General features: G+C 75.4%; 7 protein-coding genes and 1 CRISPR repeat array. All 7 genes read right to left on the bottom strand.

All coding sequences use genetic code 11. The annotated features are described in order from the left end of the window. Positions 1 to 51 precede the first annotated feature (51 nt). Complete coding sequence (gene ettA, locus C892_RS0126000) at positions 52 to 1716, bottom strand: energy-dependent translational throttle protein EttA (RefSeq protein ID WP_017559610.1); 1665 nt, start codon at positions 1714 to 1716, stop codon at positions 52 to 54. A 69-nt stretch (positions 1717 to 1785) separates the two neighbouring features. Beyond that, a complete protein-coding gene (locus C892_RS29625) occupies positions 1786 to 3072 on the bottom strand; it encodes a DUF4192 domain-containing protein (RefSeq protein ID WP_152513476.1) in 1287 nt (428 codons plus the stop codon). A 129-nt stretch (positions 3073 to 3201) separates the two neighbouring features. After that, on the bottom strand, positions 3202 to 4545 hold the full coding sequence (locus C892_RS0125990) for a GGDEF domain-containing protein (protein WP_026124646.1): 1344 nt from the start codon (positions 4543 to 4545) through the stop codon (positions 3202 to 3204). A 445-nt stretch (positions 4546 to 4990) separates the two neighbouring features. Continuing rightward, positions 4991 to 7981 carry a GTPase gene (locus C892_RS32675; RefSeq protein ID WP_017559607.1) on the bottom strand — a complete coding sequence of 997 codons (2991 nt, stop codon included), beginning with the start codon at positions 7979 to 7981 and terminating at the stop codon, positions 4991 to 4993. Next, complete coding sequence (locus tag C892_RS0125980; RefSeq protein ID WP_026124645.1) at positions 7978 to 9807, bottom strand: dynamin family protein; 1830 nt, start codon at positions 9805 to 9807, stop codon at positions 7978 to 7980. The genes C892_RS32675 and C892_RS0125980 overlap by 4 nt, the downstream gene beginning before the upstream one ends. 71 nt (positions 9808 to 9878) lie before the next feature. Then, positions 9879 to 11144, bottom strand: a complete 1266-nt coding sequence (gene cobA, locus C892_RS29620; RefSeq protein ID WP_017559605.1) for a uroporphyrinogen-III C-methyltransferase — start codon at positions 11142 to 11144, stop codon at positions 9879 to 9881. A gap of 393 nt (positions 11145 to 11537) precedes the next feature. After that, positions 11538 to 12361: direct repeats of the CRISPR family, unit length 30 nt; unit sequence CCGGTCCATCCCCACGTGCGTGGGGCTCGC. Between the two features lie 346 nt (positions 12362 to 12707). Continuing rightward, the gene (gene cobT / locus C892_RS0125970) at positions 12708 to 15113 is read right to left on the bottom strand and encodes a nicotinate-nucleotide--dimethylbenzimidazole phosphoribosyltransferase (RefSeq protein WP_017559604.1); all 2406 of its coding nucleotides are present in this window, start codon (positions 15111 to 15113) and stop codon (positions 12708 to 12710) included. Between the last annotated feature and the right edge of the window lie 112 nt (positions 15114 to 15225).

Genomic DNA, 15225 nt, shown 5'->3' with positions numbered 1-15225 from the left:
GCACCCCGCAGGGTGCCCGCCGCGCGTATGCCGGACCGTTCGCGCTCGTGCTCAGCCGCGGGTGAGCTTGCGGTGGGTGACGGCGTGCGGCCGGGCCGCGTCCGCCCCCAAGCGCTCGATCTTGTTCTTCTCGTAGGACTCGAAGTTGCCCTCGAACCAGAACCAGTCCGAGCCGCCCTCCCAGGCCAGGATGTGGGTGGCGACGCGGTCGAGGAACCAGCGGTCGTGGGAGGTGATGACGGCGCAGCCGGGGAAGTCCAGCAGCGCGTTCTCCAGCGACCCCAGCGTCTCCACGTCCAGGTCGTTGGTGGGCTCGTCCAGCAGCAGCAGGTTGCCGCCCTGCTTCAGGGTGAGCGCCAGGTTCACCCGGTTGCGCTCACCGCCGGACAGCACCCCGGACGGCTTCTGCTGGTCCGACCCCTTGAAGCCGAACGCGGCCACGTAGGCGCGGCTGGGGATCTCGACGTTGCCGACCTGGATGAAGGCCTCACCGTCGGACACCGTCTCCCACACGTTCTTGGTGTCGTCGATCCGGCCCCGGTACTGGTCGACGTAGGACACCTTGACGGTGTCGCCGACCGAGATGCTGCCGGAGTCCGGCTGCTCCTCGCCGACGATCATCTTGAACAGGGTGGTCTTGCCGACCCCGTTGGGGCCGATGACGCCGACGATGCCGTTGGGCGGCAGCGAGAAGGTCAGGTCCTCGATGAGGACGCGGTCGTCGAAGCCCTTGGTGAGGTTCTTGACCTCGACCACGGAGCTGCCCAGGCGCGGCCCCGGCGGGATCTGGATCTCCTCGAAGTCCAGCTTGCGCGTCTTGGCGGCCTCGGTGGCCATCTCCTCGTAGCGCTGCAGACGGGCCTTGCTCTTGGTCTGGCGCGCCTTGGAGTTGGAGCGCACCCACTCCAGCTCGTCGGAGATCCGCTTGGCCTGCTTGGCGTCCTTCTGGCCCTCGACCTTGAGGCGGGCGGCCTTGTTGTCGAGGTAGGTGGTGTAGTTGCCCTCGTAGGGGTAGAAGCGGCCGCGGTCCAGCTCCAGGATCCACGTGGCGACGTGGTCGAGGAAGTACCGGTCGTGGGTGATGGCGACGATGGTGCCGGGGTAGTTCGCCAGGTGCTGCTCCAGCCACTGCACGCTCTCGGCGTCCAGGTGGTTGGTGGGCTCGTCGAGAAGCAGCAGGTCGGGCTGCTCCAGGAGGAGCTTGCACAGCGCCACGCGGCGCTTCTCACCGCCGGAGAGCTGGCTGATCGAGGCGTCGCCCGCGGGGCAGCGCAGGGCGTCCATGGCCTGGGCGAGCTGGCTGTCCAGGTCCCACGCGTTGCGGTGGTCCAGCGCCTCCTGGAGCTTGCCCATCTCTTCGAGGAGCTCGTCGGAGTAGTCGGTCGCCATCTTCTCGGCGACCTCGTTGAAGCGCTGCATCATCGCCTTGGTCTCGGCGACGCCCTCCTCGACGTTCTCCAGGACCGTCTTGTCCGCGTCGAGTTCGGGCTCCTGGGCGAGCAGGCCCACGGTGAACCCGGGCATCAGGCGCGCCTCGCCGTTGGACGGCTGCTCCAGGCCGGCCATCACCTTCAGCAGGGTGGACTTGCCCGCGCCGTTCGGCCCCACGACACCGATCTTGGCTCCGGGAAGGAAGGAGCCCGATACGTTGTCCAGGACGACTTTGTCGCCGTGCGCCTTGCGCACGTCTTTCATCGTGAAGATGTACTCCGGCATGCCTCCAGCCTAGGGCGTTCGCGCATGTGCCCGGCACATGCACGGAGCGCGATCGGGCCCCTCGCGGGTTCAGTGCGGCGGTCCGTCCGCCTCGGGGGCCTCAGGCGGCCCGTCGGGCCGCCCGGTTCCCTCGGGCTCCGCGGACTTTCGAGGCCCTTCGGACGGCCCGAACACGGACCGCTGGGGCGCGGGAGGCCCGGACGCCGGCGGCGCAGCGGGGCCCGGCTCCGCCGGGGCGTTGCGCTCCAGCCACTCGGGCGTGACCGGCCGCCACCGCTTCGGGGACACCCCGTGCGCCAGCGCCTGGCGGATCAGCGCCGCCATCGAATAGCGGGGGGCCAGCCGGGCGACCCGGTCCAGGGCGGCCCCCGCGAGCGCGGCGTCGCCGCCGAGCCAGGCCGCGAAGGCCAGCAGGGACCCCGGGGCGGCCGCGTAGGCCGGGTCGGCCATGCGGAACACGCGGCGCCACAGGTCGGCGTGGAGGGCCGCGTCGTCGGCGCGGATGCGGACCCACGCCTCGTCGCGCACCCGCACCGACAGCAGGAGCAGGGCCAGCCAGGCCACCCGGTCGGCCCCCTCCGGGGCGCGCCCGGCGACCGCCCCGGCCACGGCGGCGCGCACCTCCCGCAGCCCTTCGGCGCGGAAGGCGGAGGCGAAGGCGGCATGGCCGCCGGGGTCGCGCGTGCTCCACATGCGGGCGCAGCGGGCCTCGGCGGCGGTGGTGGCGCGGTCCATCCGCGCGCGCTCGGGGCCTTCCACGGGGGCGACGGAGGCCGGCGCAACGGAGGCGGGGCCGGCCTCGGCGGCCCCGGGGAGCACCGTGCCCGGCGACGGCGCCTCCCGTTCCTCCGCGAGCGCGGGCGGCACCGGCACGCCGGACGGTGTCCGCAGCGCGGGCGCGGCAGAGGCGGCCGGGTCGGGGAAGGGCACCCCCTCGGCCGGGCAGCAGTCGACCGAGGGGCACAGGTAGGACCAGTAGCGGCCGTCGGTGACCCGCAGCGCGTCGCGCAGCGGGATGCCCTGGCGCAGGACCTCCTCCCGCAAGGCGTCCATGCGCGGGGTGATCCGCTCGGGAGGGCCGTAGCCGACGGCGAGCGCCGCGGAACAGCCCTCGTCGGCGAGCGTGTCGGCCACCGTGCGGGCGAAGGCGTCGCGGGGCTCGTCCGCGGGGGCGCACAGTGCCAGGCGCACCCGGTTGGAGGCACCGGTGAGGCCGAGCACGATCACGGAGTCGTCGGGACGGCGCCCGACCAGGCCGGGGACGGCGCGCAGGACGTCCTCGGGGGTGCGCAGGGACAGTACGGGGGCGGTGTCCGGAGTGGCTGCGGACGGGGGAATGCGGTCATCGGAGCTCATGCGCACCACTGTGCTCGCGTGCGCGCGCCGAGCGGGGACGGGCGCGCGCCCTGTGGACGACGGCCCGTGGACGAGCGCGCTGTGGACGACGGGCCCGTGGTGGCCCCGGGCGCTCCGCCCGGCCCCGGGTCAGGAACCGCGGGCGGTCCGGCGCGCCGGGGCCTCGTCCGCCCGGTGCTGGTCGGGGATCAGCCCCTCCCCGGTCATCGGCAGGCGCACCCGGTCGCGGCCGGCGTCCTTGGCCCGGTACAGCGCCAGGTCGGCCAGGGCCAGCAGGTCGACCAGGTCGTCCCCGTGCACGTGGAGCAGGGCCACCCCGATGGAGACCGTGACGTCGACCGGGACCCCGTCCACCTGCGGCCGCAGCACGCTCACCCGGCGGCGCAGGCGTTCGGCCACCTTGCAGGCGTCGGCCAGGTCGGTCTCGGGGAGCAGGACGACGAACTCCTCGCCGCCGAACCGGCCGATGACGTCGCGCGGGCGCAGCTGCCCGTGCAGGGCGTCCGCCACGGCGTTGAGGATCCGGTCCCCCACCAGGTGCCCGTAGGTGTCGTTGACCCGTTTGAAGTGGTCGATGTCGATGATGAGCACGGCCGCGCGCAGCCGGTCGCGGCGGGCCTGCCCGACGACGGCCCCCGCCTCGCGCTCCCAGGTGGTGGCGTTGAGCAGGCCGGTCTTGGGGTCGTTGCGGGCCGCCTCCTGGAGCTGCTGGTACATCAGGCTGCGCTGGAGCAGCAGCACCGGCGGGAGGGCGATGGCCAGGAGCAGCAGCGACAGGCCGGACAGGATGGCCACGGTGATGCCGACGCACAGCTCCACGCTGTCGACGGTGACCGCCTCCCTGTCCCACAGCAGGCGGCGCCAGGGGGCGTCGGGGGCGCTCAGGCGGACGGCGACGGTGATGATCGCGGTGTTGAGGACGGTGAACAGCGCGCAGCACACGAAGGCCAGCAGCGCGCCGGAGGGGGTGAAGAGGACCTCGGGGACGGCCCGCTCGGTCTGGCCCGCGGGGATGCCGGCGGCGGCGTGGAAGAGCCATGACGACGCCGCCCCGGCGAACGCGACCGAGGCGGCGTTGAACACCCTGCGATGCACCATGGTCCGGCGTATCCGGAACTGCATGAGCAGGTAGACGGGGACGGGGATGAGGAGCGAGTAGACGGGGGGCAGGAGCAGCAGGGTCGGTATCCACCAGGCGCCGAAGAGGTCCCGGGTGAGGCCGGAGGGGGTTCCGAGGCGGCGCATCGCCTCCACGCACAGGGCCGCGCACAGGACCAGGGCCGCGAACAGGAGCGTGTCCCGGAGCCGGAGGGGCGCGGCGGCCGCGGCGGGGACGAGCGCCCCGACGGCGGCCAGGAAGACGGCGCCCATGAAGGCCAGCATGGGGGGCGACTGGCCGAAGACGGGCCACCCGCGCACCTTCTTCACCAGGGACCGTGCGCTGGGCGCGACGCACCGCTCGGCCACCGCCACCTCGACCTCCCCCGATCGCACCCGACCACTCGCACCGCGGACGGGTGCCCCCGCCCCTGAATTACAGCCAGTGACACCATAATCGCCGCTTGTGTTGACGCGAGCGGAAACCCCTACATTCAGCGCCGCCGCCCCCTGGGAAGAGGGGGCTTTTCCCCCGAACGGGACCAATGCCCCCTGAGGAGCCGATGAGAGCTCCACCACACGGCGGCGGCACCACCGCAACCGGGCGGCCCGGTTCAGGAGCGACAGCCCCACCGAAAGACTCGACCGAGGCCCGCTCGTGCAGCGCGGTCCGCCCCGCGTCTGCGGCCCGTTCTCCCCGCCGACCGGAGTCGCCGTGCACGGACCTGCGCGCGGAGGCCGCGGGGCCCATCGACCGGGGAAAACACGAGGCCCACCGCCCCCATGCGGGGAACGGTGGGCCGATGGCCTCTGCCCGGGGCTACTCGGACTTGGTCGCCAAAGCCGCTTCCAAGGCCTCCTCGAACCGGCGGTAGCGGGCCAGCTCCTCCTCGACAGGGGCGACGACGCCTTCCACCGCGGCCTCGGCGACGACCTCCTCGGCCCTCGCCTCCACGGTCTCCCGGCGCTTGGAGGCGGCCACGCCCACGAGGTTCCTGCACCCCACACCGGTCAGCCAGCCGACCGCCAGGGCCGCGACCGCCACCGCCGCCGCGAGGCCGAGGAAGACCGGGGAGTCCAGGGCGGCCAGGCCCGTGATGCCGCCGCCCAGCCAGCTCACCAGCACGAACGCCGCCCAGGCCAGGCCGGCCCCGGCGAGGGCGACCAGCGTGTACTGCAGCGCGCGCACCGCCGACCACCAGCCCGGACCGTCGACGCCCTCCGGCAGCGACCCCGCCACGGCCGTACCGAGCCGCCCGGCCAGACCGGCGACGCCGCCGCGCGCCGCCGTGCGCAGGCGCTTGGGCCACGGCGCCGGAAGGCCCTCCCCCACGGCCTCGGCCGTGTCCACGGCCGCCTGCTCGATCTCGGCCTCCTGCGGCTCGATGGGGCGGGCCGAGACCTCGCCCTCCGTCTCGCGCAGGAAGTCCATCCGCGCCAGCCGCACCGGGTCGCGGCGCAGCCGCCCCAGCCACCGGGTGACCGGCCAGCCGACCCGGCGCGCCCCGTGCAGCTCGTAGGCGGTCTCCACCGAGTCCGCCAGCGCCGCCGCCCCGCACGCCTCCATCAGCCGGCCCACCAGCCGCGCCCGGTCCTTGTCCGGAACGCCCTGCGGCGCGGGGCCCTCCGGCCCGCGGTAGCGCTCGAACCTGCCCGCGACCCCGTCCAGGTCGGCCACCAGCCGGTCGATCAGCGCGCGGCGCCCGACCACCGTCTCGGTCAGCAGGTCCCGCAGCTCGCGGATGCCCTGCCCGGTCAGGGTCGAGGTGGTCAGCACCCGCGGGTGCACCCCCGACTCGGTCTCCAGCAGGCGGCGCAGGTCGGTCAGGAGCTCCTCCAGCTCGTCGGGCTCCACCCGGTCGACCTGGTTGAGCACGGCCACGGTCACCGCCCCGTACCCCGACATCTCGGCCAGGTACCGGTGGTGCACCGCCGCGTCGGCGTACTTCTGCGGGTCGAGCACCCACACCAGCAGGTCCGCCGCGCCGATCAGGCGGTCGGCCTCGGCGGTGTGCATCGCCCGCACCGAGTCGTGGTCGGGCAGGTCCAGCAGGATCAGCCCGGACAGCTCCGAGTCGTCCCGGTCCAGCTCGCTGGTGCGCGAGTGGCGGTGCCGCGGCGGCACCCCCAGCCACCCCAGCAGCTCGTCGGCGCCCTCGTTGCCCCAGACGCAGGCGTGCGCGCTGGAGGTGGTGGGCCGGGTGATGCCCACGCGCGAGAACTCCAGCCCGCACAGCGCGTTGAACAGCGACGACTTGCCGCTTCCGGTGCCGCCGGCCAGCGCGACCACGGTGTGCGCCGCCGACAGCCGCAGCCGCCCGCCGGCGTGGTTGAGCAGGTGGCGGGCCCGGGCGGCCTCCTCGGCGCCCAGGTCGTCCCCGCCGATCTCCAGCACCGTGGCGAGGCCGTCGAGGCGCTCGATGAGCTGCTCGCGCGTGGTCTCCGGCATCGGCTGCCAGTACTCGCGCGTGGTGGGCACGTAATCGTCGTCATCGTCGGCGAACGCCGAGACCGGGGCGGGGGCGGGCTCCTGGTCCGCCTCGTCCCACCGGGCGGGCTCCTCATCGGCCCGGTCGTCGTGCGCCGCATCGGCGAGGGGCGCCTCGGGGGCGTCGGGGGCCCCGACGCTCTCCGCGCCCTCGACGGATTCGACGGGCTCGACAGACTCGACGGGCTCGTCCACCTCCGCCGCAGGGGCGGGGGGCTCCTCGGCGGTCCCTCGCTCCTGCGCGCCCGCGACCGGGGACCCGGCCGGTTCCGCGTCCTCGGGGCGGCCGCCGGGGGCCGTGTCGCGGGCGGCGGGCTCCTCGCCGCGGTCGGCCGCATCGGCGCCGCCCGCGCCCTCTGCGCCGCTCGTCTCGCCCGTAACGCCTGTGTCGCCCGTACCGTCCGTGTCGTCCGCGCCGGAACGCCGGGCCTGGTCCGCCTCCTGCTCGACTTGGGGCCTGCCCGTCTCCGGGTCGACGGCCGGGAACGAGCCGGTGGGCCTGCGCCCGGCGATGCGCGTGTCGGCGTCGGCGTCGACCGCCTCGGCCAGGCTCCCCACCCAGCCAGCGAGGCCGTCGGGGTCGTCGAAGTCGCCCTCGCCGCGCGCGGCGTCCGCCTGCTCGGCACCGTCGCCCGCCTCGGCCCCTCCCTGCGGGGCGCCCTCGGCCGCGGGCTGCGCCCCTTCGGCCTCGGACCGCCTGCGGCGCGGGGCGGCGTGGCGGCCGCGCGAGGGGCGATCGCGCCGCTCCTCCTCCCGGTCCCGGCCGGGGGCCGGCGCGCCGCCGCCTTCCGCGCCCTCCCCGGCCTCCGGGGCGGCACCGCTCTCACGTCCCTCGTCGGCCGGTCCCCCGCCGGCCGCGGCCCGGTGCGGCGCGAAAGCGCCGGCGGGCCCGCCACCGCCCTCGTCGAACCGGTCCACGGCCCTGCGCAGCGACGGGTAGGAGCCCGAGTCGGCACCGTGGTCCACGTGCTCCGGCGGCTGCTCCGCCTCCGCGGGCGCCTCCTCCCCGGGGCCGTCCGCGTCCGCCCCTGCCGCGGCGCCGACGGGGCCCTCGTCCCGCCCGCCGTCACCGGAGCGCTCGTCGACGGCACGGCGCAGCGACGGGTAGGCGCTCTGCGGCCCGGACTCCGGCCGCGACGGCGGCCACGCATCGCCCTCGGGCTCCGCCGAGCGGGACGGGGCCGAGTGCAGCCAGCCGGCGTCGCCGCCGGCCGGTACGACGTACCCGGTCCATTCGCCCGCGCCCGGGCCGGAGGGGCGCTCGCGGTCCGCGGGCGCCTGCGGCTCCTCATCCGCCTGGGCGGGGTTCCGGTGAGTGGTCATCGCGCAATCTCAAGGTTGTACGTGGCTTGGTAGAGCTGGACGGCGTCGTCCTCGCCGGGCAGGCCGGCCGCCGAGAGCGCGTCGGTGAAACGCGCCTTCTCGGTGCTCAGCAGCCCGCCGATCCGCCCTCGCAGGTCGTCCCGGGCCGCGACACCTATGCTACGCAGCGATTCCGCTCCGAAGAGCCCTTTCAGCAGCCGTTGCGGCGAGGGGCCCGAACCGCGCCTGGCCTCGTCGAGCCGCGGGTAGCCCAGCAACTCGACGATCAGCACCAGAGTGAACGCCTCCTTGTCGAAGGTGACGAACTTGGCGACGCTGCGCTTGGTGGCCCCGTCGGCGGTGATCATCGAGGCGACGGTGTCCTGCCACTCGGCGACGGCCGTGCGCACCCGCGCGGGGAAGCCGTCGGCGCCCTCCCCTTCGCAGGCCTCGGCCAGCCGCGCCCCTCCGGGCACCTGCGCCCAGGACTCCGCGACCCGGTCGGACGCGCGCTGGGCGGCGGCCACCACCAGCGCCTCCAAGGCGCCGCGGACCGCCTCCTGGAGCGCCTCCACGCGCGGTGCCGCGGCCTCGGCGGCCTTCGCCTTGCGCTTCCCGCGCAGCCGCAGGGTGCGCATCAGCTCGCCGCTGGCGGCGATGTCCTGCCAGCGCGCCAGCAGGTTGCCGCGCAGGAGCGAACCGTCCTCGAGGGCCTCGGAGATCTCGTCGGCGGCCTCTCCGTAGGCCGAGCGCACCGAGGCCTCCAGGCCCTGGCCGACCTCCACCTGCACCTCGACCTGGCGGGCGAGCTCGGGCACCCGGTTGCGGAAGCTGTCGATCACGCCGATGAAGGTGCGCCGCGACACCCGGGCGCGCTCGCTCAGGTCCCCGGCCACGTCGGCCAGGTAGAAGCGGATCGGGTCGGCCACGTTGGAGGTGAAGCGCTCGCCCTCGATCTGGTCGGTCTCGGGGATGGTGAACCGGGACGCCCCGCCCAGGCCGTTGGCCTCCAGCATGGCGCCGAAGTGGTCCAGCAGCTGCTGTCGCCCACGCGCGGGCACCCGGGAGAGCACCACCGCCATGGAGGTGTCGCGGTCCCGGGCCACCTGCAGGAACTCCCACACCCGGGCGTCGGCGTAGCGGCGGCTGGTGGTGACGAACACCCACAGGTCGGCGGCGTCGAGGAACTTGGCGGCGAACTCGTGGTGCGCGGCCACCGCCGAGTCCACGTCGGGGGTGTCCAGCAGCGCGACGCCCTTGGGCATGGACTCGCTGGCCGCCAGCACCAGCATCCCGTCCTTGCCGGGCATGGCCAAGCCCTGCTGGCGCACCCGGGGCAGGGTCGGCAGGAAGGAGGCCTCGCTGAACCAGTCGACGTCGTCGGGGTGGCAGGCCAGCACCGGGCTGTTGGTGGTGGGCCGGCGCACCCCGGTGGTGGTGACCTGCTCCCCGACCAGACTGTTGACCAGGGTGGACTTTCCCGCGCCGGTCGACCCGGCCACGGCGATGAGCAGCGGGGTGTCGGGGCGCCGCACCCGCGGCAGCACGAAGTCCTCCAGCTGGTGCAGCACGTCGGCGCGGGCCGAGGCGCCCTCGGCCGCGCCGGGCAGGTCCTCGGCGAACTCCAGGCCGCGGATCCGGGTGCGCAGGTTCTCCAGCACCGCCTCGAAGCGGGTGTCGCCGGTACCCCTTCCGCGGTGCTTGGCCCGCCCCGGACCTCCGTCCCGCGCGGGCCCGGCCGCGGTCGGCCCCGGGGAGGCGGCCAGGGCGGAACCGGGCTCCGGCCCGGCGCCGCCGAACCCGTCGTCGGCGCCGGCCACGTCCGGAACTGCAGGCGGCCGAGACATCGCGCTTCCGCCCCTCTCGTCGTCGGTCCAGGTCGCGGATCCCGGGCCCTGGGGCCCGGAGCCCGTGGTCGTCACCGGAGGTCGCCCGCGGCGGGGTCCGATCCCGCGCGCCCCGCGGGTTCCCCCGCCCCCCAGTGCAGTATGTCAAGTTCCCGGGCCGCGTCGACCACTTCACCGATCACGAGAACCGCCGGCGGGCGGACCCCGGCCTCGCGCAGGACCGGCCCCGCGGTCTCCAGGGTGGCGGCGGTGACCCGCTGGGTGGGAAGGGTCGCGTCCTCCACGGCGGCGACCGGGGTGGAGGGCGCGCGGCCGTGCCGGACCAGGGCCTCGGCCACGGCCTCCGCCCGCTCGACGCCCATCAGGACGACGATGGTCCCGTTGGAGCGGGCCAGGGCGTCCCAGTCGACGGTGGAGCGCTCGTCCTCGGGCGGCACGTGCGCCGAGACCACGTGCACCTCCTGGGAGACGCCTCGGTGGGTGGCGGGCACGCCGACGCTGGCCGGGGCGGCCAGGGCGCTGGTCACGCCGGGCACCACGGTGACCGGGACCCCGGCGGCGGCGCAGGCGGCGGCCTCCTCGCCGCCGCGGCCGAAGACGAAGGGGTCGCCGCCCTTGAGGCGCACCACGAACCGCCCCTCCTTGGCGCGCTCGACCAGCAGGGTGTTGATGTCCTCCTGGGTCATGGAGCGGCCGTAGGGGATCTTGGCGGCGTCGACGATCTCGACGTCGGCGGGGAGCCGGTCGAGCAGGGACATGGGGGCCAGGCGGTCGACGACGACCACGTCGGCCTGGGAGAGCAGCTGGCGGCCGCGGACGGTGATCAGCCCGGGGTCGCCGGGGCCGCCGCCGACCAGGGCCACCCCGCGCAGCGGGGAGCGGCCGCGGCGGGCGTCCAGGCTGCCGTCGCCCAGGCCCTCCACCACGGCGTCGCGCAGCCCGGCGGCGCGGCGGGGGTCGCCGTCGGCGACCACGCCGACGGTGGCGCCGGCGGCCGAGCCGCTGGCGGGGGTCCAGGCGGAGGAGGCGTGCCGGTCATCGGCGCGCACGCACCACTGGCGGGCGCGGTCGGCCTCCTCGGCGACGGCGGCGTTCACCTCGGGGCTGTCGGTGGCGGCGTGCACCAGGCGGACGTCGCCGTTGGCGGGGTCGGTCACGTCGCCGTCCCGGTAGGCGCGCCGGTGCCAGGTGATCCGGCCGGCGGAGGCGAGGCCTTCGAGGGTGGCGGTGGCCTCAGGGGCGACGAGCACCACCTCGGCGCCGGCCTCCAGGAGCACCGGCACGCGGCGCTGGGCGACACGCCCGCCGCCGACGACGAGCGCCGTCCGCCCTTCCATGCGCAAACCGAGCAGATACGTCACCGAGGAAGCCCTCCAGATCCGTCGTCGCGGGACCGCGGCGGGCGGGCGCCTGCCGCGCCGGTCGGGCGCACGGCGCACCGGCGGTGGCGGCCGAGGAGACGCTCACCGGAGGACGCCCTGCGTCAGTGTCCCGAAAATACCGTGCCAAACCGGTTCCGGGTTCACGTTTCCGACCGATTCGACGCGTCCCATGCCCTGCCTCACTGTATATACACCTCTCGGGACACTCCTTCCTCGCGGGGGGACATCACACCGGCGAGCAGGAACGAGGCTCCGGAACACGCCGCCGACCGCACGGAGCCCCCGCTATCCCCTCGCCCACCCCTCAGGACCAGGGACGATGACATCCCAGCCACAGGCACACGACCCGCGGTCCATCCCCACGTGCGTGGGGATCGCGGGTGTTCTTGTCGTCGGCCACGGGGGGTTCTCCGGTCCATCCCCACGTGCGTGGGGCTCGCGGTCGAGGGGGCGCACACATGGGGCGGGTTCCCGGTCCATCCCCACGTGCGTGGGGCTCGCTGGGCGGGGCGGGTGGTGGGGGTCTCCAGGACCGGTCCATCCCCACGTGCGTGGGGCTCGCCTGCAGGCCCGGACGGGGGCAGGCGCGCCTGCCGGTCCATCCCCACGTGCGTGGGGCTCGCGCGGTGCTGGGGCGCCTGGCCGGGTGGGCCGACGGTCCATCCCCACGTGCGTGAGGCTCGCTCCCGCTGTGCCGCGACGTGCGCTGGGAGGAGCGGTCCATCCCCACGTGCGTGGGGCTCGCGCCCACGAAGTCGCCGGAGATCTTGACGACCCCGGTCCATCCCCACGTGCGTGGGGCTCGCCGGCCTTCTCGGCGGGCGTCGTCGCCGTCCCACGGTCCATCCCCACGTGCGTGGGGCTCGCCTCGACGTACTGCTGCTCGATGCGCAGTTCGCCGGTCCATCCCCACGTGCGTGGGGCTTGCCTCGCGCCGAACGCGCAGAAGTTCGTCCGCAGCGGTCCATCCCCACGTGCGTGGGGCTTGCATCGTGATCCCCGCCGACCGGTACACGCTCAGCGGTCCATCCCCACGTGCGTGGGGCTTGCCGCCCACAGTCGCCAAACCCGAGCGGTCGCCCCGGTCCATCCCCACGTGCGTGGGGCTTGCCCCGGGGCGAAGGCGAAGCCGCGGTAGATGTCCGGTCCATCCCCACGTGCGTGGGGCTTGCACTTGCTCACCTGCGAGGACTCAGGGCGTTACCATTTCTTTATCGAAAACCGCCCCCTCAGCAGGGGTTTGCGTGGTCAACCGACTACCTTCCGCATTCGCTACTCCTTCACCGTCCCTCGGGAACAGGCCACTCACCGGAATCATCCTCCATGCCTCGGCGCTCTTCCGAATCCATCCAGATGAATCCGGCCGCATGGAGTCGGTGACGGTGTCGGCGTGCATGTGCTCCTGCCCGGCCACGTTCCGGGCCGCGCGGGCGGGACGGCCGGAGGCCGTTTACGACGCCTGCCGGGGCCGCTCGTGCGGCCCCGGCAGGGCTGGTCCGGCAGTCGTGGGGCGGTGCCTCAGCGCTCGGTGACGCCGGCGTCCTCGAAGGTCGCCACGTCTCGGAGGGCCCGCGCGGAGGCCTGGAGCAGGGGCAGGGCCAGCAGCGCCCCGGACCCCTCGCCCAGGCGCAGGTCGAGGTCGACCAGCGGGCGCAGGCCGGTGTACTCCAGCACCGCAGCGTGCCCCGGCTCGGCCGACCGGTGCCCCGCGAAGCAGGCCGCCGCCGCGTCCGGAGCCAACGCCGTTGCGGCCAGCGACGCCGCGCCCGCGATCACACCGTCGAGCACGACCGGTACCCGCAGCGCCGCCGCGCCCAGGACGAACCCCGCCAGCGCCGCGTGCTCAAGCCCGCCGACCGCGGCGAGCACCCCCACCGGGTCGGCGGGGTCGACCCGGTGCAGCTCCAGCGCCCGCCGGACCGCCTGGACCTTGCGCTCGTGCATGGCCTCGTCGATGCCGGTGCCGGTCCCCGTCACCTCGGCCGGGTCGGCGCCGGTGAAGGCCGCGATCAGCGCCGCCGAGGCGGTGGTGTTCGCGATGCCCATGTCGCCGGTGATCAGGCAGCGGTTCCCGGCCGTGGCCAGGTCGCGCGCCACCTCGATGCCCGCCTCGATCGCGTACTCGGCCTGGGTGCGCGACATGGCCGGGGCCCGGGTCATGTCCGCGGTCCCCCGGGCGACCTTGCGCGGCAGCAGCCCCGGCACGGTGGGAAGGTCGCCGACCACGCCCACGTCCACGACCGTCACCTCGGCGCCCACCTGCGCGGCGAAGGCGTTGGCGACCGCGCCGCCCTCCAGGAAGTTGTGCACCATCTGCGCGGTGACCTCCTGGGGCCAAGCGGTCACGCCCTGGGCGTGCACGCCGTGGTCGCCGGCGAAGATCGCCACCGCGGCCGGCTCCGGGAGCGGCGGCGGGCACTCCCCCGCCAGCCCGGCCAGGCGCACCGACACCTCCTCCAGCACGCCGAGCGCGCCGGCGGGCTTGGTCATGCGCCGCTGGCGGTCCTCGGCCTCGGCCGTGGCGCGCGTGTCCAGCGGGCCGATCGTGGCGATGGTCTCGTCCAGCAAACTCGTCGCCTTCTCCCCCGGCAGGCCCCGGCGCCCGTACTGCTCGTGGTGGACGGCCCAGGACAGCGGGCGGCGCTTGGCCCAGCCGCCGAGGGCCAGTTCCGGCTCGGGCGGGAAGTCGTCGACGTAGCCGACGCACAGGTAGGCCACGACCTCCAGGTGCGGCGGCAGGTCGAGCAGGGCTGCCAGGTCGCGCTCGTGGAAGAAGCTCACCCAGCCGACGCCCAGCCCCTCCGCGCGGGCGGCCAGCCACAGGTTCTCCACCGCGAGCGCGGTGGAGTAGGAGGCGGTCTGCGGCTGGGCGTGGCGGCCCAGGGTGTGGCGGCCGCCGCGGGTCGGGTCGACCGTGATGACCACGTTCACCGGGGTGTCCAGGATGGCCTCGACCTTGAGCCCGGAGAAGGCGCGCGCCCGGGCCCCGGGCAGGGCGCGGGCGTACTCGGCCCGCTGCTGCTGCACCAGCTCCTGCACGCGGGCGCGCACGTCCCCGTCCTCCACCAGGACGAAGTCCCAGGGCTGGGAGAAGCCGACGGAAGGGGCCTGGTGCGCTGCGGACAGCACGCGCGTGAGCACCTCGTCGGGCACGGGGTCGGGGCGGAAGCCGGTGCGCACGTCGCGGCGCTCGGCGATGGCCCGGTAGACGGCGTCGCGATCGGCGGCGCTGTAGGCGTTCTCGTCGGGCGCCGACGCGGGCGCGGACGGCTCCGCCGGGGCGGGCGCCGGGTCCGGGGACGCGGCGGGGTCGGCGGCGGGCTGCGGGGCGAGGGCGGGTCCGGGGGCCGCGGCCGACCGGTCGGTGCCGCGCGGGGCGCCGTCGGAGGGCTCGGGCTCGGGGACCGCGTAAGCGTGTGCGTTCACGTCTGGGTTCGCAGTGCTCTCTCGGGAGGTGTCCTCGTGCTGGTCAGGCTGTTCTGTGGCGGGCCCGTACCCGGGGGCGGGCGCGGGCGCCGCGGGCGCCGCCGGAGCGGGCGCCGCCGCCGGGGCGGCCTCGGGCGCGGGAGGCGCCGGTTCCGGTTCGGGGCGCGCGGGCTCGGCCCGTGCGGGCTCGGGGGCCGGGGCGGGCGCCGGGGGCGCCGGTTCAGGCTCCGGTTCCGGTTCAGGGCGCGCGGGCTCGGGGGCCGGCGGCGCGCCGCGGAACGGGATGACGTTGGGCTTGGCCGCCGCCGACCTGCGCGGCGGGGGCGAGGGCGCGTGGAAGGGGTTGGCCCGCTGCGGCGCGGGGTCGGGGGCCGACGGCGCCCGGGCCGTGCCCCCGCGGCCCGCCTCGGGAAGGTCGTCCAGCAGCCCGCCGCCTCCGCGGCCGGGCTCGTCCTCGGCTCCCCGGTCGGCCGGAGAGCGGTCGTCGTTACCGGTCATGGCGTCCCTCCGCAGGGCCGGTGTGGGTATCGGTGCGGTGCGGTCGGCACGGGGCCGGTCGGCACACGGTGGTCGGGCACGTGGTCTCCCCCTCGGGTCCCCCGTCGGCGGT

Source organism: Nocardiopsis baichengensis YIM 90130, from assembly GCF_000341205.1.
In the GTDB taxonomy this organism is placed as follows: domain Bacteria; phylum Actinomycetota; class Actinomycetes; order Streptosporangiales; family Streptosporangiaceae; genus Nocardiopsis_A; species Nocardiopsis_A halophila.
This window is presented reverse-complemented; position numbering and strand designations above follow the sequence as displayed.